The organism is Luteimonas sp. 100069, assembly GCF_003813845.1.
GTDB lineage: Bacteria > Pseudomonadota > Gammaproteobacteria > Xanthomonadales > Xanthomonadaceae > Luteimonas > Luteimonas chenhongjianii.
This window is the reverse complement of record NZ_RPFN01000005.1, coordinates 215,468-242,430: the sequence shown is the minus strand read 5'-3', so window position 1 is coordinate 242,430 and position 26,963 is coordinate 215,468. Positions and strand designations below refer to the sequence as shown.

General features: G+C 69.9%; 18 protein-coding genes. All 18 read left to right on the top strand.

Going from position 1 to position 26,963, the window contains the following annotated elements; all coding sequences use genetic code 11:
• Positions 1-37 precede the first annotated feature (37 nt).
• Positions 38-3,943 (top strand): phosphoribosylformylglycinamidine synthase, encoded by a 3,906-nt coding sequence (purL, locus tag EGK76_RS12455; RefSeq protein ID WP_123832820.1) that lies wholly within the window; start codon positions 38-40, stop codon positions 3,941-3,943.
• Positions 3,944-4,470: 527 nt separating this feature from the next.
• Positions 4,471-12,975 carry a cell surface protein gene (locus EGK76_RS12450; protein WP_233580297.1) on the top strand — a complete coding sequence of 2,835 codons (8,505 nt, stop codon included), beginning with the start codon at positions 4,471-4,473 and terminating at the stop codon, positions 12,973-12,975.
• 154 nt (positions 12,976-13,129) lie between these two features.
• Positions 13,130-15,043: a S8 family peptidase gene (locus EGK76_RS12445; protein WP_158613497.1), complete on the top strand. Its 1,914-nt coding sequence runs from the start codon at positions 13,130-13,132 to the stop codon at positions 15,041-15,043.
• Positions 15,044-15,399: 356 nt separating this feature from the next.
• Positions 15,400-15,807, top strand: a complete 408-nt coding sequence (locus EGK76_RS12440) for a hypothetical protein (RefSeq protein WP_123832818.1) — start codon at positions 15,400-15,402, stop codon at positions 15,805-15,807.
• Between the two features lie 113 nt (positions 15,808-15,920).
• Positions 15,921-16,565, top strand: a complete 645-nt coding sequence (locus EGK76_RS12435; RefSeq protein ID WP_233580296.1) for a DUF2242 domain-containing protein — start codon at positions 15,921-15,923, stop codon at positions 16,563-16,565.
• Positions 16,566-16,682: 117 nt separating this feature from the next.
• Complete coding sequence (gene gspE, locus EGK76_RS12430; protein WP_233580295.1) at positions 16,683-18,416, top strand: type II secretion system ATPase GspE; 1,734 nt, start codon at positions 16,683-16,685, stop codon at positions 18,414-18,416.
• Positions 18,413-19,192 (top strand): hypothetical protein, encoded by a 780-nt coding sequence (locus EGK76_RS12425; protein ID WP_123832816.1) that lies wholly within the window; start codon positions 18,413-18,415, stop codon positions 19,190-19,192. Before gspE ends, EGK76_RS12425 begins: the two co-directional genes overlap by 4 nt.
• 11 nt (positions 19,193-19,203) lie before the next feature.
• Positions 19,204-20,421 carry a type II secretion system F family protein gene (locus tag EGK76_RS12420; RefSeq protein WP_123832815.1) on the top strand — a complete coding sequence of 406 codons (1,218 nt, stop codon included), beginning with the start codon at positions 19,204-19,206 and terminating at the stop codon, positions 20,419-20,421.
• A 47-nt stretch (positions 20,422-20,468) separates the two neighbouring features.
• Entirely contained in the window at positions 20,469-20,789 is a 321-nt protein-coding gene (locus tag EGK76_RS12415) for a hypothetical protein (protein WP_123832814.1), read from the top strand.
• An 89-nt stretch (positions 20,790-20,878) separates the two neighbouring features.
• Entirely contained in the window at positions 20,879-21,325 is a 447-nt protein-coding gene (locus EGK76_RS12410; protein ID WP_123832813.1) for a hypothetical protein, read from the top strand.
• Between the two features lie 67 nt (positions 21,326-21,392).
• Positions 21,393-21,821, top strand: coding sequence for a type II secretion system major pseudopilin GspG (gspG, locus tag EGK76_RS12405; RefSeq protein WP_096300315.1), 429 nt, complete (start codon positions 21,393-21,395; stop codon positions 21,819-21,821).
• 94 nt (positions 21,822-21,915) lie between these two features.
• Positions 21,916-22,380 (top strand): GspH/FimT family pseudopilin, encoded by a 465-nt coding sequence (locus EGK76_RS12400; RefSeq protein WP_096297221.1) that lies wholly within the window; start codon positions 21,916-21,918, stop codon positions 22,378-22,380.
• Between the two features lie 2 nt (positions 22,381-22,382).
• Positions 22,383-22,802 carry a prepilin-type N-terminal cleavage/methylation domain-containing protein gene (locus tag EGK76_RS12395; protein ID WP_096297222.1) on the top strand — a complete coding sequence of 140 codons (420 nt, stop codon included), beginning with the start codon at positions 22,383-22,385 and terminating at the stop codon, positions 22,800-22,802.
• Entirely contained in the window at positions 22,799-23,434 is a 636-nt protein-coding gene (locus EGK76_RS12390; RefSeq protein WP_123832812.1) for a prepilin-type N-terminal cleavage/methylation domain-containing protein, read from the top strand. Before EGK76_RS12395 ends, EGK76_RS12390 begins: the two co-directional genes overlap by 4 nt.
• Positions 23,431-24,294, top strand: a complete 864-nt coding sequence (locus EGK76_RS12385) for a type II secretion system protein GspK (RefSeq protein WP_123832811.1) — start codon at positions 23,431-23,433, stop codon at positions 24,292-24,294. The genes EGK76_RS12390 and EGK76_RS12385 overlap by 4 nt, the downstream gene beginning before the upstream one ends.
• Complete coding sequence (locus EGK76_RS12380; RefSeq protein ID WP_123832880.1) at positions 24,294-25,472, top strand: PilN domain-containing protein; 1,179 nt, start codon at positions 24,294-24,296, stop codon at positions 25,470-25,472. The genes EGK76_RS12385 and EGK76_RS12380 overlap by 1 nt, the downstream gene beginning before the upstream one ends.
• Complete coding sequence (gspM, locus tag EGK76_RS12375; protein WP_123832810.1) at positions 25,462-26,121, top strand: type II secretion system protein GspM; 660 nt, start codon at positions 25,462-25,464, stop codon at positions 26,119-26,121. Before EGK76_RS12380 ends, gspM begins: the two co-directional genes overlap by 11 nt.
• Positions 26,111-26,962, top strand: coding sequence for a hypothetical protein (locus EGK76_RS12370; protein ID WP_096297226.1), 852 nt, complete (start codon positions 26,111-26,113; stop codon positions 26,960-26,962). Before gspM ends, EGK76_RS12370 begins: the two co-directional genes overlap by 11 nt.
• Position 26,963: the final 1 nt, after the last annotated feature.

The window sequence follows — 26,963 nt, the reverse complement described above, 5'->3', positions numbered from 1 at the left end:
CTACAATGGCCGGCCCTGAAAATCGGTGTCCCCGGACATGATCGTCCTCGAGGGCCAACAGGCCCTGTCACCGTTCCGTCGCGAACGGCTTGAAGCACGTCTGCAGTCGGTGTCGCCCACGCTCCGCGTGGTTGGCGCCTGGCATGTCTACTTCGTCGAGGCCGAGCCCGGGCGGACGCCCGACGACGCCACGCTCCGACGCATCCTCGAGGTCGACGCCGGCCCGGCGACGGCGTGCGCCGACGCCGCGGTCACGCGCTATGTGTCGCCGCGCCTCGGCACGATTTCGCCATGGGCGAGCAAGGCCACCGAGCTGCTGCGGGGCGCCGGCCTGCCGGTGCATCGCGTCGAGCGCGGGCTGCGGCTGGATCTGGCCGGCTGGCCGGAGGACGCCGCGCTGCAGGCGGCAGTCGCCAAGCTGCTGCACGACCCGATGACGCAGTCGCTGCTGGCCGATGTCCGGGCCGCCGACGCGCTGTTCGCGGTGCCGGCGCGCGGCGCCCTCGAGCGCATTGCGCTTGCCGATCTCGATGACGCCAACCGGCGTCTGGGACTGGCGCTCGCCGATGACGAGATCGCCTACCTGCGCGAGCGCTTCGGCGCGCTGGGGCGCGACCCCTCGGATGTCGAGCTGATGATGTTCGCCCAGGCGAACTCCGAGCACTGCCGGCACAAGATCTTCAATGCCTCCTGGACCATCGACGGCGAGGACATGCAGCGCAGCAACGGCCGCCCCGAGTCGCTGTTCGGCATGATCCGCCATACCCACGCGCAGACCCCCGAGCACACGCTGTCGGCCTACAGCGACAACGCTGCGGTCGTCGAAGGCTATCCGGCGCAGCGGTTCCGTCCCGATCCGGTGTCGTTCGAATACCGCAGCGAGCCGCTGGTCGAGAGCGCGTTCTGCATCAAGGTCGAGACCCACAACCATCCCACCGCGATCTCGCCGTTCGCCGGCGCGGCCACCGGCGCCGGTGGGGAGATTCGCGACGAGGGCGCGACCGGTCGCGGCGGCAAGCCCAAGGCTGGTCTGACCGGCTTCTCGGTCTCGCACCTGCGTATTCCGACGCTGCCGCAGCCGTGGGAGGCGCCGCGCGCGCTGAACCCGCGCATGGCACCGGCGCTGGAGATCATGCTCGACGGCCCGCTTGGCGGTGCCGCGTTCAACAACGAGTTCGGCCGCCCGAATCTGCTGGGCTATTTCCGCAGCTTCGAGCTGCCGGAAGGCGAGGACGGCCTGGTCCGTGGCTACGACAAGCCGATCATGCTCGCCGGCGGCCTGGGCGCGATCGATCGCGTGATGGTCGAGAAGAGGACCCTCTCCCCCGGCGACGCGGTCGTCGTGCTTGGCGGTCCGGCGATGCTGATCGGCCTGGGCGGCGGCGCGGCGAGTTCGGTGGCCTCGGGCGAGAGCGCCGAAGACCTGGACTTCGCCAGCGTGCAGCGCGACAACCCGGAAATGGAGCGCCGCGTGCAGGAGGTCATCGACCGCTGTGTGGCGATGGGTGATCACAATCCCATCCTGTGGTTCCACGATGTCGGCGCGGGCGGCCTGTCGAACGCGATTCCCGAACTTCTGCACGACTCGGGCGTCGGCGGTGTCGTCGATCTCGACCGGGTGCCGAGTGACGATCCCTCGCTGTCGCCGATGCAGCTGTGGTGCAACGAATCGCAGGAGCGCTACGTCCTGGGCATTCCGCAGGATCGCGTCGCGGAATTCCAGGCGCTGTGCGCGCGCGAGCGCTGTCCGGTGGCGATCGTCGGCGTGGCGACGGCGAAGGAGCATCTGACCGTCGGCCATGGCGCCACGCCCGACACGGTCGGCAGCGGTCGCGACTGGCCCATCGACCTGCCCATGGACCTGCTGTTCGGCAAGCCGCCGAAGATGCACCGCGACACCGGGCGCCTGGCGCCGCATCGCTGGCCGGCGCTCAACAGCCGCGCCATCGACCTCCACGAAGCCGGTCTGCGGGTGCTGGCGCATCCGACCGTCGCGTCGAAGTCGTTCCTGGTCACCATCGGCGATCGCAGCGTGGGCGGGCTGACCGCGCGCGACCAGATGGTCGGCCCCTGGCAGCTGCCGGTGGCGGACTGCGCGATCACGCTGTCAGGGTTCGATGGCTACACCGGCGAGGCGATGGCGATCGGTGAGCGCAGCCCGCTGGCGCTGATCGATTCCGCCGCCGCCGCGCGCATGGCCGTGGGCGAGGCGATCACCAATCTGTGCGCCGCGCCGGTCGAAACCCTGCACCGGGTCAAGCTCTCGGCGAACTGGATGGCCGCGGCCGGGCATCCCGGCGAGGACGCGCGGTTGTTCGATGCCGTGCATGCGGTCGCGATGGAGCTGTGCCCGGACATCGATCTGGCCATTCCGGTCGGCAAGGATTCGCTGTCCATGCAGGCGCAGTGGCAGGGCGGCGACGGCCCCCACAAGGTGGTCTCGCCGGTCTCGCTGGTGATCACCGCGTTCGCGCCGGTGACCGACGTGCGCACGCAGCTCACCCCCCTGCTGGCGCGCGAGCCCGACTCGGAGATCTGGCTGATCGGCCTGGGCGCCGGCAAGCAGCGCCTCGGCGGCTCGGTCCTGGCGCAGTGCTTCGACGGATTCGGCGGCCCGTGTCCCGATGTCGATGAGCCGGACCGGCTCAAGGCATTCTTCGAACTGATCTGCGAAGCGCGCGAGGCCGGACTTCTGCGCGCCTATCACGACCGCTCCGACGGCGGCGCGTTCGCGGCGCTGTGCGAAATGGCGTTCTGCGCGCATGTGGGCCTCGACATCGACCTCGATGGCTGGGGCGACGGCCGCAACCGCGACGCCATGCGCACCCTGTTCTCCGAGGAGCTCGGCGCCGTGGTGCAGATCGCCTGCGAAGACCGCGCCGAGTTCGCCGATCTGGTGGCACGGCACGGCCTGATCGACTGCGCCCAGCGCATCGCCAGGCCGACCACCGCGAACACGATCCGCGTGCTCGACGCCGATGGCGTGCTGGCCGAGTGGAAGTGGGAAACGCTGTTCGACGCATGGTGGTCGGTCAGCCACGCGATGCAGGCGTTGCGTGACAACCCCGCCTGCGCCGACGAGGAGCGGGCGAGCGCACGCCGGTTCGATGCCCCGCCGATGCGTCCGGTGCTGAGCTTCGATCCGGCGGAAGACGTGGCGGCGCCGTACATCGCCACCGGCGCCCGGCCGCGGGTCGCGGTGCTGCGCGAGCAGGGCGTCAATGGCCAGATCGAGATGGCCGCAGGCTTCCACCGCGCCGGTTTCACCGCGATCGACGTGCACATGAGCGACCTGATCGAGGGGCGCGTGGACCTGGCCACCATGCAGGGTCTGGTCGCCTGTGGCGGCTTCAGCTACGGCGACGTGCTGGGTGCAGGCCGTGGCTGGGCGACCTCGATCCTCGAGCGTCCGGCGCTGCGCGAGGCCTTCGCCGCGTTCTTCGCCCGCGGCGATACCTTCTCGCTGGGCGTCTGCAACGGCTGCCAGATGCTGTCGCAGCTCAAGCCGATCATCCCCGGGGCCGAGCACTGGCCGCGCTTCCTGCGCAATCGCAGCGAGCAGTTCGAAGCCCGCTTCGGTCTGCTCGAGGTCGAGGACTCGCCGTCGCTGTTCCTCTCCGGCATGGCCGGCTCGCGCTTGCCGGTGGCGATCGCCCACGGTGAGGGGCGCGTCGCGTTCGACAACGACGCCGATCGCATTGCCGCCACGGTCGCTCTGCGTTACGTGGACGGCGACGGTCCCGCGCAGCATTACCCGGCCAACCCCAACGGCTCGCAGGATGCCATTGCCGGTCTCGCGTCCAGCGATGGCCGCGCGACGATCCTGATGCCGCACCCCGAGCGCACGCCGCGTACGGCCAATCTGAGCTGGGCGCCGGAAAATTGGCCCGAGGACAGCCCATGGCTGCGCCTGTTCAGAAATGCAAGAGTCGCTTTGGGTTAATTAAAACCGCTTTAAATTCAGCAGTTTATGGCCTTTAAAAACAGCCCCAGCGCGCAATCGCCGGGGCTTTTTTCGTGATCAAACATAAATATGTGACGCAGGTCACGTAAATGGGCGCATGCGGCAGTCATGAGCCGTTTAAGTCGTTGATCGGTGGAAATTGTCAGGTTTTGTCCTTGACGGGCACATAACGCGGCGCAAGTATCGACGGAAATCCGGCGTTTGGGGGCGGTTCAACTTGAGCAAGACCACGAACGCGGTCCCCGGTGCCGCCCCAATTGCCGCTCCGGCGGCCCCCGCCCACGCGATGTAGGAATCCAGCCCACGGCCTGCGCAAGGTCGTGGCTTTTTTTTACCTATCAGATCAGCGACTTGGAGAGGATCGAATGAACCGGATCTATCGGAAGGTTTGGAGCCACGCGCTCAGGCAGCTCGTGGTGGCATCGGAACTTGCCACTGGAGATTCGACGACCGGAAGCGCGTCGCGTGTGGTGGGCCGCCGCGGTCCCGCTGTGCTCTCGGCTGCCATGCTCCTGGTCCTGTCGGGAGCTGGTCTTCCCCTCTGGGCGCAGTCCACGGCGGTCGGGGGCGCGGGCTCGTGTGCGGTGGTCACCGGTGGCCGTCTCGTGGTCACCCAGTGCGCAATTACCGGAAGCGCAAACGCATCCGGTACCAACGCCACAGCGTTCGGCGCGCAGGCGGTCGCGAGCGGTGCCCAAGCGACCGCCCTGGGCTATGCCGCCCAGGCGACGGGCCCCAACTCCACCGCAACCGGTGCCAACGCGCGCGCGACCGCCAACAGCGCGACCGCTTCCGGTGCGAACGCGCGCGCGTCCGCCGCGAATGCCTCGGCCATCGGTGCGGGCGCAACGGCGGGCGCCACCGGCGCCACCGCGCTGGGGTCCAACGCGCAGGCATCGCGCGCGCAATCGACTGCGGTGGGCTTCACCGCGCAGGCGCTCGCAGACGGTGGAACCGCCGTGGGTCGGGCAGCTACGGTGCGCGCAGGGGCAACCGACGCGGTTGCGATCGGCCACGGGTCGGTCGCGACCGAAGCGGATACGGTTTCGTTCGGCGACGGTGTTGGCACCGGCGCTGCGGGGACGCCTGCGACGCGTCGTCTGGTCAACGTCGCCGACGGCATCGCCGACAGCGACGCGGCCACGGTGGGCCAGGTTGACGATGCGGTCGCGGTATCCACCCGCCACTTCCAGGCCACCGGCGATGACGATGCGATCGTCGAAGGCGATGAAGCGGTGGCGGCCGGCGCCGGAGCTTTTGCGGAAGGGGACTTCACGACGGCGGTGGGTTCGAACGCCTCGGCGTTCGAGCAGGGTGCCAGCGCGCTGGGCAGCGGCGCGGTGGCGAGCGGCTTGGAGGCCACCGCGATCGGTTACGGCAGCAGCGCCCTGGCCGACCAGGCCACCGCGACAGGTGCGGGTGCCAGCGCAAGCGGGCCGGGCGCCACCGCCTCGGGCGCGGGCGCGCAGGCCTCCGGGACCGAAGCGTCGGCCATCGGCTACATCGCCGATGCCTCCGGCGAAGGCGCGACTGCAGTGGGCGCCGAGAGCGTGGCAGCGGGCGCGCAGTCCGCCGCGTTCGGCCTGCAGGCGCAAGCCGAGGGCGAATTCTCGACCGCAGTCGGCGCTGGCGCTTCGAGCGCCGGCTTCAACAGCACCGCAGTCGGAAATGCGAGCAGTGCGGCGGGCATTCTGGGCCTGGCCGTCGGCGCGGACAGCCAGGCTTCCGGCGATTTCAGCACGGCGGTCGGGACCGTCGCCGTCGCGTCGGGAGACGACAGCGTGGCGCTCGGCCTGTATGCCGAGGCGTCGGGCTCGCGCGCAGTTGCGCTGGGCGCGTATTCGGTTGCCGACCGCAGCGACAGCGTCTCGGTCGGCTCGGCAGGCAACGAACGGCAGATCACCAATGTCGCCGATGGCACTGAGACGACGGACGCGGTGAATCTCGGCCAGCTCGAAAGCGCGACCGCGCAACTGGCCTATGTACAGGCGACCGGTGACGGCCAGGCCTTTGCTGCCGGTGAGGAGGCGACGGCGGTGGGTTCCGACGCGCTCGCCGACGGCGACTACGCCACGTCGGTCGGCTCGGGCAGCAGCGCCTACGGCCAGGGCGCCTCCGCATTCGGATCGGGCGCGCAGGCCGATGGCCAGTACGCGAGCGCGTCCGGCTACGGCGCTTCTGCGAGCGCTGATTCCGCGACGGCTGTCGGAGGCACGCTCTACTACACGGATCCATCCACTGGCGAGGTCCTGCTCGACCGGAACACTGCCGCCTCCAATGTCGGGGCCTCCGCATTCGGCGCGGGCGCCGAGGCCTCGGGTGCGTTCTCCACCGCAACCGGCGCTGGTGCCACCGCCGAAGGGGGGCAGTCCACGGCTACCGGTTACAGCAGCACCGCCGGCGCGGACTATGCCACCGCCGCGGGCGGCTTCTCGGAGGCCACGGCCAACTTCTCGACTGCGCTTGGCTATGGCACGAACGCTTCCGCTGCCAATGCCACCGCGGTCGGCGTCGGCGCGAGCGCCAGCGGCACCAGCGCCGTGGCCGTCGGCAGCAGCGCAAACGCAAGCGTCGCCAGCGGCGTGGCGGTTGGCGGCTCTTCGCAGGCGACGGGGACCAACGGCACCGCGGTCGGCGGCTCGAGCCGGGCCACCGGTGCCAACGCCACTGCAGTCGGCCAGTTCGCCTGGGCGACGGCCGTCGGCACGACCGCGATGGGCCGCGATTCGTTCGCCTACGGGCAGAACGCGACAGCGCTCGGTCTGAGCGCATGGGCAAACGGCGTGAACAGTGTCGCGCTCGGTGCGGGGGCGCGTGCGACCGAAGAAGGCGTGGTATCGATCGGCAACGGCACTGGCGCGAGCGGCTTCCCTGCGACGCGCCGCATCACCAATCTCGCGCCGGGCATCAATGCCACCGACGCGGTGAACCGGGCCCAGCTCGATGCCGTGGCCGAAGTCGCGGAAAGCACCAGCAAGTACTTCACCGCGACCGGCGGCGCGGACAACGACAACGCGGCAGCGGCCGATGGCGAGTACGCCACTGCCGCAGGCGAGAGTGCCTATGCCGGCGCCGACGGCGCTTCGGCCTTCGGCAGCGGCGCGTTTGCATTGGGCGATCAGGCGACGGCAGTCGGCTTCAACGCCACCGCGGCAGGCCAGAACAGCGCCGCCTTCGGCGCGGGCGCGAGCGCGTCGGGTGCGGCCAGCGTGGCGGTCGGCGGGACGGCCGTTGACGAGAATGGCGAGCCGCTGCTCCTCGATGCGGACGGCCTGCCGGTCGAAGTCGCCGCGACCAGTGCCGGCGTGGCGGGCACGGCCGTCGGCGCGAGCGCAAGCGCCAGCGGCTTCGCAGGCTCGGCTTATGGCGTGGGCGCATCGGCCGCGGGCGAGGTGTCTTCCGCCTTTGGTGCGGTCGCGACGGCTGCAGGCGACGCGTCGACTGCAATGGGCTACGCGGCGGCCGCAACCAGCGCGGATTCGACGGCGATCGGCTCGTACTCGGTGGCCAGCGGCATCAACAGCGTTGCGGTGGGCGGTGGCGCCGGCTTCTTCAATCTGTTCCCGACCGAGGCGAGTGGCAACTACTCGACGGCAATTGGCGGCGCGGCCTGGGCATCGGGCTTCAACACCACGGCTGTCGGCAATTTCTCCACCGCGGCCGGCGACAACAGCCTGGCGCTGGGCTCGGACGCGACGGCGAGCGCGGAGGGGAGCGTTGCCCTGGGGCAGGGTTCGGAGGCCGACCGCGACAACACCGTGTCAGTGGGCTCCGAAGATAACGAGCGCCAGATCACCAATGTCGCCGCCGGCACGGAAGCGACGGATGCGGTGAACCTGGGGCAGCTGGAAGACGCCACTGCCAACAGCAAATACTTCCGCGCGACCGGCGATGGCGAAGCCTATGCCGACGGTCAGGACGCGACCGCATCGGGGTCCAACGCGATCGCCGAGGCGGACTACTCGACCGCGGTCGGTTCGACGACCAGCGCGATGGGCGTCGGCTCGTCGGCCGTCGGCAGCGGGGCAAGCGCCTGGGGGCAGTACGCGACGGCGTCCGGCTACAACGCCGTGGCCGAAGGCGACTCGAGCACCGCAGTGGGCGGCTGGCTGTATTACGAAGATCCGGACACGGGCGAGGTGCTGCTCGACCAGACCACGACGGCGATCGGCCCGGGCGCCTCGGCGTTGGGCGCCGGTGCGCAGGCGGTTGGTGCGTTCAGCACCGCGAGCGGCGCCGCGGCGACCGCGGAAGGACTTCAGGCTACTGCAACCGGCTATGCCAGCAATGCGGTCGGCGATTACAGCACCGCGAACGGCAGTTTCAGTGCCGCCAGTGGCCTCGGCTCGACCGCTCTGGGTTACGGCGCGGATGCGTCCAACCAGTACTCGACGTCGGTCGGCTGGGGCGCAACTGCCAGTGGCGCTGGAAGCACCGCGGTCGGCGGCATGGGCGATCTGGTGCCCGGATTGGGCTTCCTCGTCAATGCAGAAGCAGCCGGGACGGCTTCGGTCGCGTTCGGTGCCGGTTCGGGTGCGTGGAGCAATTACGGCAGCGCAGTGGGCGCTCTTGCCCAAGCGGATGGCGTTGGTGCGACTGCGTTGGGGTATTTCGCATACGCACAGGCGGAAACGTCGACGGCATTGGGCGCCCAGGCGTGGGCATACGGCAATCGCGCTCTGGCGGTGGGCTTCTACAGCACCGCGATAGGCGCAGACAGCGCCGCGCTGGGCGTCAATTCTCTGGCCGAAGCGAACAACAGCGTGGCCCTGGGCACCAATTCGATCGCGGACCGCGAAGACACAGTCTCGGTCGGCGCAGCCGGCAGCGAACGCCAGATCACCAACGTGGCTGCCGGTACGCAGGGCACCGACGCGGTAAATCTCGACCAGCTGGAAGGCGCCACGCAGTACAACAAGTACTTCGCTGCGACCGGCAACAACGAAGATCCCGCGGATGATGTGGGCGCATGGGCGGAAGGCGCGAACGCGACCGCGGCTGGTGATGCCAGCAATGCCATTGGCGACGGGGCATCCGCCCTCGGCAGCGGCGCCTTTGCATTCGGCGAACAGGCGACGGCGATCGGCTTCAACGCGACCGCCTCGGCGGCCAACGCGATCGCGATCGGCGCGACGGCAGAGGCCAACGGCGAGTACGCCGTAGCCCTCGGCGCGGAGAGCCTGGCGAACGGCGAACTCTCGACCGCCACCGGTGCAGCTGCGGTCGCCAGTGGCGACGGCAGCCTGGCGTCCGGTGCGCTTGCCGAGGCCTCGGGGATCGAGTCGACGGCGGTTGGCTTCTTTGCCGAAGCCTCCGGTGAAACCTCCACCGCAGTCGGCGCCGAGAGCATCGCCAGTGGTAACGACTCGGCCGCGTTCGGCTTCCGCGCCGACGCTTCTGCGGCCTATGCGACGGCGGTCGGTGGCGGCTCGGCGGCCACGGGCTTCAACAGCTCGGCGTTCGGCAATGCGAGCACGGCCTCGGGCGAGGACAGCGTCGCGGTAGGTTCCGACAGCACCGCTGCGGGGATCGGCAGCACGGCAGTAGGCCAGGGCAGCATCGCGTCGGCCGAGGCGAGCACTGCGCTGGGCGGCATCGTCGATGGCTTCTCGGCGGAAGCGACCGGTCTGGGTGCAACCGCGCTCGGCGCAGGGTCGGGCGCGACGGCCGACTTCACGACGGCAGTGGGCACGCTGTCGTGGGCGGACGGCGAAGATTCCACGGCAGTGGGCTTCAACGCGTATGCATCCGCGGACAACAGCGTCGCACTGGGCGCATATTCCGAAGCCGACCGCGCCAACAGCGTGTCTGTGGGCGCCGAGGACAACGAGCGCCAGATCACCAATGTCGCCGCCGGCACGGAAGCGACGGATGCGGTGAACCTGGGGCAGCTGGAAGACGCCACTGCGAACAGCAGGTACTTCCGCGCGACCGGCGATGGCGAAGCCTATGCCGACGGTCAGGACGCGACCGCATCGGGGTCCAACGCGATCGCCGAGGCGGACTACTCGACCGCGGTCGGTTCGACGACCAGCGCGATGGGCGTCGGCTCGTCGGCCTTCGGCAGCGGGGCGAGCGCCTGGGGGCAGTACGCGACGGCGTCCGGCTACAACGCCGTGGCCGAAGGCGACTCGAGCACCGCAGTGGGCGGCTGGCTGTATTACGAGGATCCGGACACGGGCGAGGTGCTGCTCGACCAGACCACGACGGCGATCGGCCCGGGCGCCTCGGCGTTGGGCGCCGGTGCGCAGGCGGTTGGTGCGTTCAGCACCGCGAGCGGCGCCGCCGCTTCGGCCGAAGGCCAGCAGTCGACGGCACTGGGCTACAGCAGCTCGGCGCTGACGGACGGCTCGAGCGCCCTGGGCGCGTTTGCGGAGGCGACCGGCGGGTTCGCCACCGCCGTGGGCTATGGCAGCGTTGCCAGCGGTGACTACGGTCTGGCGGTCGGCGGCATCGCCGATTACGGCGACCTGCTGATCGGCTGGCCGGGTCTGCTCCTGCAGACAACCGAGGCCAGCGGCGTCGCATCGACTGCACTCGGCCACGGCGCCCTGGCAACCGAGATTGGCGCGACGGCGGTCGGCACCCTGGCAGAAGCGACCGGCGTGCAGGCGACCTCGGTCGGCACACTGGCCTACGCCACCGCCGATGGCGCGTCGGCGATCGGCAGCGGCAGCTCGGCCTCGGGCGAAGACGCAACCGCGATCGGTTTCCTGGCCGATGCCTCGGCGAACAACAGCGTCGCGCTGGGCGCAGGTTCGGAGGCTGACCGCGTCGATACGGTCTCGGTCGGCGCAGCCGGCAGCGAGCGCCAGATCACCAACGTGGCTGCCGGTACGCAGGGCACCGACGCGGTGAATCTCGACCAGCTGGAAGGCGCCACGCAGTACAACAAGTACTTCGCTGCGACAGGCAACAACGAAGATCGCGCGGACGACGTAGGTGCCTTCGCGGAGGGCATCAACGCAACAGCCGCTGGCGATGCGAGCAATGCGATCGGCGATGGCGCATCGGCGTTCGGCAGCGGCTCGCTTGCGCAGGGCGACAACAGCACCGCTGTCGGCATGAACTCGGTGGCGTTCGGCCAGAACAGTGCGGCGTTGGGTGCCGGCGCGCAGGCCGATGGCGCAGCAAGCGTGGCCATCGGCGGTACAGCAGTGGACGAGGATGGCGAGCCGCTGCTGGTCGATGGCAGTGGCAATGCCATCGAGACATCCGCAACGAGCGCAGGCGTGGCTGGTACGGCGATCGGTGCCAGTGCCGAGGCCTCGGGGTTTGCCGGCTCTGCGGTCGGCGTGGGCGCATCCGCTGTCGGCGATCTTTCCGCGGCATTCGGCGCGGTCGCGTCGGCGCTGGGCGACCAATCGACCGCCATGGGCTATGCCTCCGCGGCGACGGCGGCCGACTCGACCGCGATCGGCTCCTATTCGATCGCAAGCGGACAGAACAGCGTGGCGGTCGGCGGCGGCGCGGGTCTGTTCAACCTCTTCCCCACAGAAGCCAGCGGCGATTTCTCCACGGCGATTGGTGGTGCTGCATGGGCCACCGGCTACAACAGCACTGCATTGGGCAACTTCTCCACCGCGGAGGGGAGTGACAGCGTCGCCCTGGGTTCGGATGCCGTAGCCAGTGCGAATGGCAGTGTCGCCCTCGGCCAGGGCGCTCTGGCGGATCGCGAGAACAGCGTTTCGGTGGGTACCGTTGGCGCCGAACGCCAGATCACCAATGTCGCCGATGGTGTCGTGGCCGAAGGCAGTACGGACGCCGTGACCGGCAGTCAGCTCAATCAAACGAACGTCCGCGTCGACGGCGTCGAAGACCGCATTGGAGATGTCGAGAATGTGGCCGCGAGCGCCGTCACCTATGACGACGAGACCCGCTCCCGCGTCACGCTCGCGGGCGAAGACGGCACGCGCCTGACCAACCTCGCGCGCGGCACCGTCAGCGCGAGCAGCACCGACGCGATCACGGGCGGGCAGCTCCACGGGGCGCTGCAGACGACCGCCGATGCGCTGGGCGGCGGCGCTGCCGTGACCGCATTCGGCACGATCTCGGCGCCGACCTTTGCGATCCAGGGTGGCAACTACTTCTCGGTGGGCGATGCGTTCGGAGCACTCGACGCGGAAATCAGTGGGCTCAAGCAGCAGGTAGGCGATATCGACACGGCGATGCGGACGAGTGCGAACCGCGGTGATGGTGCGGTCGCATCCAAGGATGCACGCACCGGAGCGGCCGCGAGCGTTACGTCCGCCCCGGCCACGCCGGTGGCGACGCCCACCGGCACGGATGTCGCCAACACCGACGAGGTCGCTGCCGCTCCCGATGTCCAGGCCGAAGCGGGAGAGGCGCGTGGCGGGGTGACCACAACCGCGGCGGAGGACAGGGCGTCACGCGGCGAGATCGCCGGCACATCGGTCGAGTCCGTGCACGCGGATAGCGGCGACGGCAGTGCGGTTGCGACGGTTGCGGAGGAACCGGCTGCGCAGGGAACGGATGCGACTGCGGACACGGCGGGAAGCAGCCGGGTGTCCGGTGTGCCGACACCCGCATCGGTCTCCGCCCCGGTGGCGGTGGACAGTGCCGGAACTCCGATTGCGGGCGGCGCGGCCGCGGCTCCTGCAGACGCGATCTCCGCGGATGTGCGTGCCTATGCGGACAGTACCGCCACCCAGGCGGTTTCCAGTGCGAACGCCTATACCGATCAGCGCTTCGCCGCGTTCAACGACAGCTTCGACACCTTCAAGGGCGACGTGGAGCGGCGTTTCTACGACACGGATCGCCGCATCGACCGCCAGGGCGCGATGGGCGCGGCGATGCTCAACATGGCGACCAGTGCCGCCGGTATCCGCACCCAGAACCGGGTCGGCGTCGGCGTCGGGTTCCAGGGGGGCGAGAGCGCATTGTCGGTCGGCTACCAGCGGGCGATCAGCGACCGGGCAACGATGACCGTGGGTGGTGCGTTCAGTGGCGATGAGAAGTCGATCGGCGTGGGTGCCGGTTTCGGCTGGTAGGCAATGCGCCGCGCCCGGCGATTGTCGGTCGCGGCAACAGCGGAGGTGCGTTGCGTTCGGGTCATCCCGTACGGAACGCATAGGACGCGGCCTGCATGGCGCAGCGCGGACTTGCGACATCTGGATCCATCACTTCAGTCAAGAGAGGCTACAAATGAAGAAGGGCATCATTCCGTGCACGCTGGCCGTTGCGGTCACTGCTGTACTCGCGGTCGGTACCGCGCAAGCGGCGGGGCAGGCACGCAAGTCCGGCCTCGAGGCGCCGCAGGTGACGACAACCGAAGCGCAGTTGCCGTTCACGCGCTTCATCGTCGAGTACAAGGACGGCACCCGCACCAGCCGGGACGCCGTCCTCGCCAGCGTCGATACCGCGCTGACCCGCGCGGGCCTCTCCACTGCCAAGCGCGCGACCAGGGCCACGTACGTGCGCAGGCTCGCGACCGGCCACGAGGTCGTGCGCCTGTCGCGCGGAGTCGACCGCGCGGAAGCCGCGACGCTGATGCGGCAGATCGCCAGCGATCCGAACGTCAAATCCGTGAGCCTCGACCGCCTGCGCCAGATCGCCGTGGCGCCGGTGCAGCCGGCCTACACGCCCAACGATCCGAACATCGATTGGCAATGGCACATGCTTGCGCCTGACGGCAGCGACACCTTCGACGGCGGGCCAAACCGCGGTGGTATCGACGCCCCCGCCGGCTGGGACCTGTCAGACGGCAACGGCATCACCGTCGCCGTGCTCGATACCGGCATCACCGCGCATCCGGACATCGACACCTCGATGGCCGATGCGGGCTACGACTTCATCAGCGACGCCTTCGTCTCCGGCCGCGCGACCGATGAACGGGTGCCGGGCGGTTGGGACCTTGGCGACTGGACGATCGGCTATCCAGGCGCGGGCAGCTGCCAGCAGCGCAACAGCTCTTGGCACGGCACGCACGTTGCCGGTACCGCCGGTGCGCAGCGCACCGACAACGGGGTCGGCGTGACCGGCGTCGCCTACGGTGCCAAGCACCTGCCGGTGCGCGTGCTCGGCCATTGCGGGGGCATGGAATCGGACATCAGTGACGCCATCATCTGGGCGGCCGGCGGTGAGGTGGCGGGCGTGCCGCTCAATGCGAATCCCGCGCAGGTCATCAACCTGAGCCTCGGCGGCAGCGGCCCGTGTTCGTCGGTGGAAGCTGCAGCGGTCGCCCGGGCGAACGAGCTCGGTGCGATCGTCGTCGTCGCGGCCGGCAACAGCAACGCCGATGTCAGCAACTTCTCGCCGGCGAACTGCCCGGGCGTGGTGACGGTCGCATCCAACGGCGTGACCAGCCGCCGCGCCTACTACTCGAACTACGGCGACGGCATCGACATCTCGGCGCCGGGCGGTGGTGTCTATCCGAACGACGGCAGCACCGGCAGCCCGATCGACGACGGTTTCGTGTGGCAGGCGCGCAATCCCAGCACCACCACGCCCACGCCCCTCGCGCAGATCACTGGCGTGCCCATCGGTGGTTCGGCCGGGACATCGCAGGCCTCCCCGCACGTGGCAGGCATCATCGCGCTGATGCAGAGCGCTCGCCTGGAAGCCGACCTGCCGCTGCTCGACACCGCCGAAGCGCTGGCGATCCTGCGTCAGACCGCGACCCCGTTCGCAGTGACGCCGGTCGCCAATCGCCAGATCGGGCCGGGTGTCGTCAACGCCGGCGCTGCCGTGCTCAAGGCGATCGAGCCGCCGTGTGAAGTCGATTGCGCGCCGCCCGCCACCCCGATCGTCAACGGAACGCCGGTGCGCGCGCTCTCCGGCGCGGCGGGCAGCGAGACGCTCTACAGCATCGAGGTTCCGACCGGTGTCACCGGTCCGCTGAGCATCACCACGACAGGTGGCAGCGGCGATGTCTCGCTGCACGTCAGCCTGGACGAGGCGCCTGGCGCCAGCGGCACCTGGAACTCCACGCGCCCGGGCAATTCGGAGACGATCCGCATCAATGCGCCCGTTGCGGGCGTGTATTACATCAAGCTGAGCGGTGTTCGCGCGTATTCGAACGTCACGCTGCAGGCACGTTTCACCCTGCCGCCGCTTTGAGCCAACGCCCGCTCCGCGGTGACGCGGAGCGGGTTCCACCCACTGTGCACGAGGCCGGCGGGGTGCTGCATCCGCCGGCCTCGTGCATGTGGGCTCCGGCGCGGCCTGATCGTTCCAGCAGGGGCGAGGCAGCGGCCGATCGCGCAGTCGCGCGCGACTAATCGCGAGGCCCGGGCCGGATCGCCTGTCCATACGGCAGTCCGGCGCCCTTCAGGCCTGTTGGGCATACGGCGGCGCGCCGGGCGCTCCTGCGGCTTTTTCGCACGCACGCGGCCGCTGGCAGCCGCGACACCGCCACGGGCGGGCGGCCGTCATCTGGGATACTGTCGCGCCAGTCCTGCGAACACCGTCGTCCGATGTCCATTTCGTCCAAGTCCCGCCGCGACGCGCGGCGTCGCAATGCCCCGCGCCGCCAGGATGGCGCCGCGCCTGCCGTGCAGGTCCATGCACAGCTCAAGAGTGTGGACGACCGCGTGCTCGCCGGCGGCACCTTCCACCAGGGCGAGTGGACGTTGGTGCTCCGCGGCGAAACGGTGGCGAATACGCCGAGCGCCGCGATGCTCATCGCGATGCTGCGGCACATCGCTGCATCACGAAAGGCGCAGGGCATCGCGACTTCGCTCTCGGTCTCCAAGGTGCTGGACGCGGCCGCGGCCGCCGAAGCGCAGGCACAAGGCCGCACCCTGGTGGAGCACCTCGACTGGCTGGAAGCCGAGCGGCGCACGCGCAACGAGCCAGCACCGCCCGCGCCGACCACACACTGAAGGCCTGGCCCCGAGGCCGGTTCCGTCTGCGGGATGAATGCGCAGGACCTGTCACCTGCCCGGGCCGGCGCCGTCGCTATCATGCGCTCCCCGCTCCAGCGAACGAACCGGTGATGCGCGCCCCGTCCCTGCTACGCCTGACCGCCACAATCCTCGCCATCTGCGTGCTGGCCGCCTGCGGCCGCAATGCGCGCGAGGACGCGCCGTTCATGGGCGAATCCTTCGACGCCGACGAGACCTATTCGCGTACCTATGCGCTGCCGCCGGCGCAGGTCTGCAGCGCGGCGCGTCTCGCCCTGCTCGGTCAGGGGTACGCGGTCGGCAAGGCGAATGACGATGCGGTCGAGGCGACCAAGAACTTCCAGCCCGAAGACGAGGTGCATACGCAGCTGTCGGTCCGCGTGTCCTGCGTGCCGCGGGGCAACGATGGATCGCTGCTGTTCGTCAGTGCGCTGCTCGACCGATACGTGCTGCGCAAGAGCTCGAACTCGGCCAGCGTCGGCGTCGGCGGCATCGGCTCGCTGTCCTTGCCGATCGGCAGCCGCGAAGACTCGCTGGTGCGCACCGCCAGCAGCACCGTGCAGGACACGGGCTTCTATCGCCGGTTCTTCGAACGTGTCGGCTACTACGTGCCTGCGCCCAGCAGTCGCGACCGCAAGCCGAGCCCGCTGGAGATGCGCCAGGAGGATCCACCGCCTGCGGATCTCAGGCACGGCGGCGATGCCACGTCCCCCGTTGGCGGCTCGCCTCCTCGCTGAAGTGATGGGCTGCGGCAACGCATTCGCGCAGCGACGGCGCCGGCAATCGGCGTGCGCGGTCGGCCTGTCCTGAACTGCTAAAGTCCGGCCATCCGACATTCAATGGGTGGCCCAGCCGTGAACGCGGTGTTCGAGGAATCTCCGGCGACGCCCGACACACCCGAAGCACGCATCGTCGCGCGCCTGCGGGACAACGGCCGGCTCAAGGATGTCGACCTGGGCCGGGCGCAGCGCCTGCACGCCGAGGCCGGCGGCAGCCTGCTCGGCCTGCTGGGGCGTCTGGGTCTGGTGTCCGAACGCGACCACGCCGAAGCCTGCGCCGCCGAACTCGGATTGCCCCTGCTCGCGGCGAAATCGGTGCCCGAAGATCCGCCCGAACTCGTCGAGGGCGCACAGCCGCTGTCGGTGCGTTTCCTGCGCCAGTTCCATCTGCTGCCGATCGGCGAAAGCCGTGGCCGGCTGCAGGTGTGGATGTCCGATCCGCAGGACGGCTATGCGCTCGACGCGGTGCGCCTGGCGACCGGTTGCGAGATCGCGCCGGCGGTCGGGCTGCGTTCGGAAATCGACGACCTGATCGAGCGCTGGTACGGCCAGGGCCGCAGCGCCATGGGCACGATCGTCGAGTCGGCAGATGGCGAGGGCGGCGGCGATGTCGACGATGTCGAACACCTGCGTGATCTCGCGTCCGAAGCGCCGGTGATCCGCCTGGTGAACCTGCTGATCCAGCGCGCGGTGGAACTGCGCGCTTCCGACATCCACATCGAGCCCTTCGAAAGCCGGCTGAAGGTGCGCTACCGCGTCGACGGCGTGCTGATCGACGGCGAGAGCCCGCCGGTGAACCTGACCGCCGCAGTGATCAGCCGCATCAAGATCATGGCGCGGCTCAACATCGCCGAGCGCCGCCTGCCGCAGGACGGCCGCATCATGCTGCGCGTGCAGGGCAAGGAGCTGGACCTGCGCGTGAGCACCATGCCCACCGCCCATGGCGAGAGCGTGGTGATGCGCCTGCTCGACCGCGAGACCGTGGTCTTCGATTTCTACCGGCTCGGCTTCACCGACGAGTTCCTGCCGCAGTTCAACAAGGTGCTCGACCAGCCCCACGGCATCCTGCTGGTCACCGGGCCCACCGGTTCGGGCAAGACCACGACGCTCTACACCGCGCTGTCGCAACTCAATACGCCGGACGTGAAGATCATCACCGTCGAGGATCCGGTCGAGTACCAGATCGAAGGCATCAACCAGATCCAGGCCAAGCCGTCGATCGGGCTCGACTTCGCCCACGCGCTGCGCTCGATCGTCCGCCAGGATCCGGATATCATCATGATCGGCGAGATGCGCGATCTGGAAACCGCGCGCATCGCGATCCAGTCGGCGCTCACCGGCCATCTGGTGCTCAGCACGCTGCACACCAACAACGCCGCCGGCGGCATCACCCGCATGCTCGACATGGGGGTCGAGGACTACCTGCTGACCTCGACCATCAACGGCATCCTCGCCCAGCGCCTGGTGCGCAGGCTCGAGCCGACCCATGCGGTGCGCTATGCGGCGTCCCCGGAGGAGATCGAACGCTTCGAGCTGCGCCGCTTCCAGCCCGACGGCGAGATCATGCTGTATCGGCCCGGGCCGTCCGCTGTCGCGCCCACCGGCTATCTGGGCCGCACGACGATCGTCGAATTCCTGGTCATGAACGATGCCCTGCGTCGCGCGGTCATGCGTCACGCCGGCATGGGCGAACTCGAGCAGCTTGCCCGCGAATCGGGCATGCGCACCATGTACGAGGACGGCATCCTCAAGGCACTGGCCGGCGAGACGACGATCGAGGAAGTACTGCGCGTGACGGAAGACGCGTGAGTGTGCGCACCTATCGGGGGAATGTCATGGAGGCGGTGATGAGACACGCAGCTTTTTGGGGACTGGTCGCGGCGATGCTCGTGGGCTGTGGCGACCATGGCGCGCCACAGGAGCGCGAGGCGGGCGAGGATCCCGCAGCCGTCGACAGCCGACCGGATGTCGCAGCGCCAAATCCGGTTCACGCCCGGGGTGAAGCGCCGACGCAGCCAACGGCACCCGAAGGCACCGTGGTTGTCAGGCATTTGCCGTCCACCGACCTGCTCGCTGTCCCCGGGGATTCAAGCGAACGCAGCCCGGGGAGTGCTTCCGAGCGCGCCGAGCCGTTTGCGCGACCTGCTGATGCATCGCAGGCATCCGCACCCGCCGAATCGCGATTCCTGCGCAATGGCAGGCTGCGCGCGGAGGCGATGGGGGTTTTCCAGGACGGGCCGGCCTGGGCGAAGCTCGCGCGGGATTTCGAGAATGACGGTCTGAGCGATCCGGACGCGCGGGATCTACACCTGCTTTTCGGCGATTGGCTCACCACAACGCTCGGCCGCCATGGCCTGGAGTTCGCCGACTTCGGCTGCGGCCGCAGCCTGTGCCTGGCGACGATTCCGCTGTCCGGGCCCGATGCGCAGGCTGCCTACCAGCGCTGGAGCAGACAAGAGCGCAAGGCGTCGCCCATGCCGCTCCCGGTCTTCGTGGAATCGCCATTCACCTGGCCTGACGGCCGCACCGAAATGCGGATGATGTTTTCCACCGATCCCCACAGCGCGGCGATCGGCACGCCGTAGGAGACCGGACCATGCCCCTCTACCGCTACAAGGCCCTCAACACGCGCGGCGAGACGCTCGACGGCACCATGGATGCCGCCAGCGAAGCCGACGTGGCCTTGCGGCTGCAGGAACAGGGGCATCTGCCGATCGAAGCGCGGCCGGCCAGCGAAGCGCGCGCAGTCGAAGACTGGAGGGCGCTGTTCAAGCCGAAGCCGTTCGCAGGCCAGCGGCTGGTGCAGTTCACCCAGCAGCTGGCCACGCTGCTCAATGCCGGGCAGCCACTTGACCGCGCTTTGACGATCCTGCTGGACCTGCCCGAGGAACCCGAAGCCAAGCGCACGATCACCGAGCTGCGCGACGCCGTGCGCGGCGGTGTTTCGCTGTCGGCGGCGCTGGAACGCCAGCACGGTACGTTCTCGCGGCTTTACGTGAACATGGTCCGCGCCGGCGAGGCTGGTGGCAGCCTCGAGGACACACTGCAACGCCTGGCCGACTACCTGGAGCGGGCGCGTGCGCTGCGCGGGCGCGTGGTCAACGCGCTGATCTATCCGGCGATCCTGATCGTCATGGTCGGTGCGTCGCTGATGTTCCTGCTCGGCTACGTGGTGCCGCAGTTCGCGGCGATGTACGACAGCCTCGATGCGGAGCTGCCGGGCTTCACGATGGTGGTACTGGGCGTGGGCGAGTTCGTCCGCGACTGGTGGATCGCGCTGCTCATCGTGCCGGCACTCGCGGTCTATGCCTTCACGCTGAAACTGCGCGATGCGCGCTTCCGCCTGCGCTTCGATGCCTGGCTGCTGCAGCGGCGGATCTTCGGGCCGCTGGTCGCGCGTATCGAGACCGCGCGGCTCGCGCGCACCCTCGGCACCCTGCTTCGCAACGGCGTGCCGCTGATCGCGGCGCTGGGTATCGGCCGCAAGGTGCTGGGCAATCTCGCGCTGGCGGCGGATGTCGAGGCGGCGGAGGCGGAGGTCAAGAATGGCGTGGGCCTGTCGGCCGCGCTCGGCCGCAGCAAGCGGTTTCCGCGGCTGGCGATCCAGATGATCCAGGTCGGCGAGGAATCCGGCGCGCTCGATGCGATGCTGCTGCGCACGGCCGACACCTTCGACCAGCAGACCGGTACCTCGCTCGATCGCATGCTCGCCGCCCTGGTACCCGCGATCACCATGCTGCTCGCGCTGGTGGTGATGGTTGTGATCCTCGCGGTGCTGGTGCCGATCTACGACCTGACCAGTGTCATCGGCTGAGCGGGCGGACGGGTCTGGACGGGGAAGGCCGCATGTGGAAACCGGCAATGAACTGTCTCGGCGCGGGCTTGATCTTGCTGGCGCTGGTTGCCTGCCAGCCTGCGGTCACCGACGGGGCTGCAGGCGACGCGGACGCCCAACCGCAGCCGGCGTCGACGGCAGGCAGTGATCCGTCCGGCTCGCGCGTGGCGCGGAGCGAGGCCGCGCTTTGGCGGGCGAGCCGTTACGAGCAGCTGCAGCACGCCGCCCAGGAGGCCGGTGCTCCGTTCGGCGTCCTCCTGCTGGGTGCGTCCGCCACCGACGTCTGCGTTCTCGACACGATCGCCCTGGAGAAGTTCCATGGCGCGTACCGCGAGGATCCCGCCTGACGCTTTCGCTCGCGGAGCTGCGCGCGTTCCAGGCGCGCTTCTGTCCACCGGAGAAGCCGCTCGACCGGCGCGAGGCCGAGCGTGTGGAGATGCAGCGTCGGGTCGAGGCCGGTGATGCGGACGCACAGCTGATCTCCGCGCTGCTGGAAGCGGATGAACAGATGGACCATGAAGATCGCCACGTGCTGCGCCTGGCGGCCGAGAGGACAAGCGCTGAAACACGCAGTCCCGCAGTCTTCGAAGCGCTTCAGATCCTGCTGCTCGAGGCCACCTTTTTCGATCCCGCCAAGGTGATCGACAGGCCACTCGGGATGGACGACGAAGCCCTGCGCGATGCCTGGGGCCATGCAGTACTTCTGGCCAGGTGCGAGCGTTTCGGCGGTTGCGGCCCCGGCTCGCTGATGGTCTACCGGATGTGCATGCCGCAGCATTGCCGGCAGGGTCTCGACGTCAGGGGCTATGTCCGCGACCGCCTGTCCCGGGACGGTTACGAAGAAGCGCAGCGTCGCGCGAAGCAGTTGCTGGCCAGCAACTGACCGACCGGTGCGTTTAGGACGCATACAATCGGGGGCATTCCCCCGAAGAGGCGTCCCCATGCAGACCATGCTCCGCTCGCGTTCTCCCGGCAGCCCGCGCATGGCGCAAGGCGGTTTCAGCCTGATCGAGATCATCCTCGTCGTCGTGTTGATCGGCGGCATCGTCGCGTTCGCGGCGACCCGGATCCTCGGCGGCGGTGACCGCGCGCGCGTCAATCTGGCCAAGGCGCAGGTGCAGACGCTGGCGGAGAAGGTGCACCAGTACGAAATGGACACCGGCACACTGCCGGACGCGCTCAACGACCTGGTGACCCAGCCCGGCGGCGCCAGCGGATGGCTGGGACCCTATGCCAAGGACGCCGAGCTGCGCGATCCGTGGAATACGCCCTACGAGTACAGCGTGCCGGGCAACAGCCAGCCCTTCGAGATCGTCAGCTTCGGCGCCGACCGCAAGCCGGGCGGCGACAGCGTGAACGCCGACATCCGATACGAGTAATCAGGGCCTGGAAAACCCCGGTGGCGGCGCGGAAGTGCGGCGCCGTTGATGCTAGATTCCGGAGCTGTCCCGCTCCGGAAGATCGCCGCGCCAGATGTCGCACCGCATCGCCAGGATCCGCGGTTTTTCGCTGCTGGAAGTGCTCCTCGTGGTCGGCCTGATCGCCGTCACCGGTGTGCTGGCTGCGGCGGCGATGAGTGGCGGGTTCGATCGTGTCGCCCTGCAGTCCACGAGCAAGACCATTGCCGCGCAACTGCGCTACACCCGTGCGCACGCGATCGCGACCGGCGAGCCGCAACGGTTCGTCCTCAATCCACAGGCGCGCAGCTGGCAGGCGCCCAATGGCCGGCACGGCAGCATTCCCGAATCGCTCGAGGTCGAGTTCACCGGCGCGCGTGAACTCCAGGCCAGCGCCGACGAAGGCGTGATCGTGTTCTTCGCCGATGGAGCAGCCACCGGCGGGCGCGTGCGCGTGCTGCTGCGCGATGCGGCCTGGCAGGTCGATGTCGCCTGGCTGACGGGCGAAGTCAGGCTCTCGCGCGGGAACGCCAACGAATGAGCATGCGTGGCCAGCGCGGTTACACGCTGATCGAGGTCATCGTCGCGTTCGCCGTACTCGGCATTGCGCTGATGCTGCTGCTGGGCACGCTGTCGAACGGGACGCGCCAGGTGCGCTGGGCGGCCGATTCCGGCCGAGCGGCGCTGCATGCGCGCTCCTTGCTCGACGGAGTCGGCATCGACGTGCCGATCGTGGCCGGCCGCAGCACTGGCGAGTTCGAGGACGGGCGCTACCGCTGGTCCCTGGCGATCACGCCCTTCGTCGATCCGGAACTGCCCGCCGCCGTGCCGGATCCTTCCGGCCGGCAACTCTTCGAACTGGCGCTGGACGTCCACTGGGGAGAGGGCAGCCCCCGCGAGCGCCTGCAGGTGCATACGCTGCGCCTGCATGAACCCGGCGCTTTGGCGGTGCTGGCGCCATGAGGCAGGCACGCGGTTTCACCCTCATCGAGGTGCTGCTGGCCACGGTGCTGCTGGCCGCCGGCCTCGCCCTGGCCCTGACCACCTTGCGTGCGGCGACGGCGACGGTCGATCGTGGCGAAGCGTTGTCGCAGCGCAGCGAACGCATGCGCGCGGTCGCCGGCTTCCTGCGCCGGCGCATCGCGTCCGCGCAGCAGATCGCGTTCCAGACCGACGAAGGCACCGGCGAGATCGCACAGTTCATCGGCGAGCCGCAGCGCCTGCGTTGGGTTGCGGATCTGCCGGACTATCTCGGTCAGGGCGGCCCGCACCTGCACGACATCGCGGTCGACGATTCCGGCCGGGCACAGCGGCTGACGGTGGCGTTCGGCATGGTGATGACCGGCCGCACGATCGAACCGGAAGACCCGCGTCCCCCCGAAACCCTGGTGGATGACCTGACCAGCCTGCGGCTGCGCTACCGCGGTTTCGACGAAACCGGCGCGCTGGGGGCGTGGAACGAGCGCTGGGGGCCGTCGGCGTTGCCGCTGCAGGTGGAGGTCTCGATCGAAACCGAGCGCGACGGTGCGTGGCCGGTGCTGGTGGTGACCCTGCCGCAGGGCACCGGCCAGCCGGGCGCGGAACTGCAGCCATGAATGCGCGGCGGCATGTCCAGCGGGGCGCGGCGTTGCTGCTGGTGCTGTGGCTGATCACGCTGTTGGCGGCGCTGGTGGGCGCATTCGCCCTGACCGCCCGTATCGAACAGCAGCAGGGCCGCGTGCTCAGTCGCGGGCTCGCCGCCGACCAGGCCGCACGCGCCGGCCTGGAGTACGCACTGACGCGCCTGGCGGCGGACGACCCGGCGCTGCAGTGGCAGCCCGACGGGCGCCCCTATACCTGGCGCTTCCACGACGTGGACGTGACGCTGTGGATCGTCGACGAGACCGGCAAGGTCGATCTCAATGCCGCCGATGCCAGCCTGATCACCGCGCTGCTGCAGGCGACCGGCGCCGAGCCGGATGTCGCACAGCAGGTGAGCGGCGCAATCGTCGACTGGCGGGACGGCGACGATCTGGTGCAGGTCACCGGCGGCGCCGAGGCGGCGGACTACCGCAGTGCCGGCCGACCCTACGGAGCCAAGAACGCCCCCTTCGAAAGCGTGGCCGAGGTCGAGCAGGTGCTCGGCATGACCCCCGCCCTGTTCGAGGCGATCGCCCCCTATCTGACGATCCACAGCCGCCTGCCGACGCCGGACCCGCAGTTCGCGGCCGCGCCGGTGCTGCAGGCGATGGGGGTCGACGCCGATCCGATCCTGGCGGGCCGCGCCGCGGTCGGCGCACAGCTCGTGGGCGCGCTGCTGGGCGGCGGTAGCGGCACGTATAGTATCCAGAGCCAGGCGCGGCTCCCGGAGGGACGGACCGCGCGGCTGCGGGCCGTGGTCAGGAGCGGCAGCGGTGCCATACCCGGCACGGCCTACAGCGTGCTGCGTTGGGAGGAAGGAGCGTCGCCACGATGATGTCCGCTACACCCGCAACCCCAGGCGAATCCGCGCCGGACCGGCGTGCCTGGCGCGTCGACGGCCGCACGTTGGCGCGGCTGCGTGGTTTCCGGTCGTGGTGGGGGGCGTCGCTCGCGGCGTGGCTGCCGGTGCGCGTGCGCGAACTCTTCGGGCTCGCCAGCCGTCGCCTGTTGCTGGTCGGTCGGGGCGCGGACGTGGCACTGCAGCTGCAGGACAGCGAAGGCGTGCGGGAGCTCGCAAGCCTGCCGCGCGCCGCGCTCGACACCGGGGCGGCCGATCCGCTGGCGGCTGTGCTCGCGCCGCGCACGGTCGAACTGCCGCGCTGGCTGCTGCTGCCGGCCGCGGTTGGCCTGCGGCGTCGCATGACCCTGCCCGAGGCGGCGGCCGACCGGCTCCATGAGGTGCTGGGCTTCGAGATCGACCGGCAGACGCCGTTCGCTGCAGCCGACGTGCGCTACGACCATCGCCTGCTCGGACGACGCGGCGATGGCCAGATCGACGTGGAACTCGTGGTGGTGCCGCGCGCCGCGATCGATGCCCAGCTCGCCGCGCTCGGGCCGGTCGCGCCGACCCTCGCCGGCATCGACCTCGCCAGTGACACGGGGCCGCTGGGCGTCAATCTGATCGACGATGCGCGCAGGCGCCGGCGCGGCGATCCCCAGGCCCGCGTGCAATGGCTGATCGCCGGCATCGCCGTGCTGTTGACCGCATTCGGCCTGTGGCAGATGCGCGAGAACCGCGCCGCAGCGGCCGATGCCCTGGAAGCGCGCGTCGCGTCGGAAGCCGTGCGCGCCCGCGCCGCCTCTGCGCAGCGCCAGCAGCTCACCGAACTGCGCGAGGGCATGGCCTTCCTGCAGGCGCAGCGCGCCGCGCGGCCGATGACGGTCGCGGTGCTCGACGAACTCGCGCGCAGGCTGCCCGACAGCACGTCGCTGGAGAAGGCCGCGATCGAGGGCGACCGGGTGCTGCTGATCGGCCTGAGCACCGAGGCCTCGGCCCTGGTCGGGCAGCTGTCGGGATCGGCGCTGTGGCGCGCGCCAGCATTGGCGGGGGCCCTGCAGAACGACCCGCGCACGCGCTCGGACCGCTTCACCCTCACCGCCGAACTCGTGGCGCCGCCCGCCGCGCCGGCGGGCCCGACACTGGAACCCGTGCGTGCGGACGATGACCGGTAGGCCCGTGTCGGCCCGCGACCGCTGGCTGGCGCTGGGGCTGCTGCTCGGTGTCCTGGCCCTTGCGTATCTGTTGCTGATCCACCCCTGGTGGACCCGGCCGATGCGCGAGATCCAGTCCAGGATCGACACCCTGCAGGAACGCGAGCTGCGCATCCGGCGTGAACTCGAACAGGCGCCGCAGGTGCGCGCCGAACTCGAGCGCTTGCGCGCGAGCATGGACGACGCCCCCGGCTTCATGCCGCAGCCGGGCGTGGAACTGGCGACTGCCGCGCTGGTGCAGCGCCTGGAGCAGGCCGTGCTCGAGGCCAGCCCGGGCAACCGCAGCTGCGCGATCAGCAACCGCTCGCCGATCGCCGGCCAGCGCACCGACCACTACCCGCGCGCGACCGTGCAGGTGCGCCTGCGCTGCGGCAATCCGGAGCTGGCTGCCGTGCTGTATTCGCTCGAGACCGGTACGCCGCGGCTGTTCGTCGACAACCTCAACATCCTCAGTCAGCGCCACACGTTGACCGCCGGGGCAAGCAGCGGCGGGGTGGACGTCAGTTTCGATCTGTCGGGCTACCTGCTGCCGGCGCCCGCCGCCACGCCCGGCAGCGGCGCGGCGGCGCCGGCACAGCCGCCCGCCAACGGAGGCGCCGATGCGGATTGATGCCAGCAATGCGCGCACCGTGCTGCTTGCCGCGGTCGGCGGCTGGGCGCTGGTGTTCGCGGCGCTGTCGCTGGCCGGGCTCGGCAGCCGCATCGGCACGCTCGAAGACGACGGCAGCGCGCTCGCGGCGCCGGTTGCCGCGGTGGCGCCCATGCCGCCAGCGCCGCCGCTTTCGGCGTTCGGAGAGTTCGCGTCGCGGCCGTTGTTCTCCGGCGACCGCCGGCCGCACCCGTTCTTCATCGATCCCCAGGACGAAGGCGAGGGCGAGGGGGCCGGCTTCGATTACGTGCTGACCAGTGTGCTTCGCACGCCCGATTTCGCAATGGCGATCCTGCAGCCGGGCGACGGCGGCGATCCGGTGCGCCTGAAGATCGGCGAGGCGCCTCCGGCCGCGTCCACATGGCAGCTCGAGACGGTCGATGCCCGCAGCGTGGTCTTCACCACGCCCGAGGGGCCACGCACGCTGGAGCTGCGCGTGTTCGACGGCATTGGTGGCGAGCCGCCGACCCCGATGGCGCCGACAGCGCTGCCGGTCGGGCGGGCCCCCCAGGCTGTCGCGCGCCAGGCGGCGCTGCAGGACGAGGCGAACGCGGCCGTGCAGCGCGCCGCCGAGGCGGCCGCCGTGGCAGCGCGGTCACGGCAGCCAGGCACGCCTCAGGCGCGGCCCCAGGTCAGCCGCCAGGCAGCGCCGCAGGTCGAGGCCAGCGGCGCTGCAAGCTCCGAGAGCGCGCCGGCCGCCGGCCCTTCGGAAGCGCAGGTCGAGGCGATCCGTCGCCGCATCGAGGAGCGGCGCGCGCGCTTGCGCCAGCAACAGCAGTCCAACCCCGTCCAGACTCCGTAGA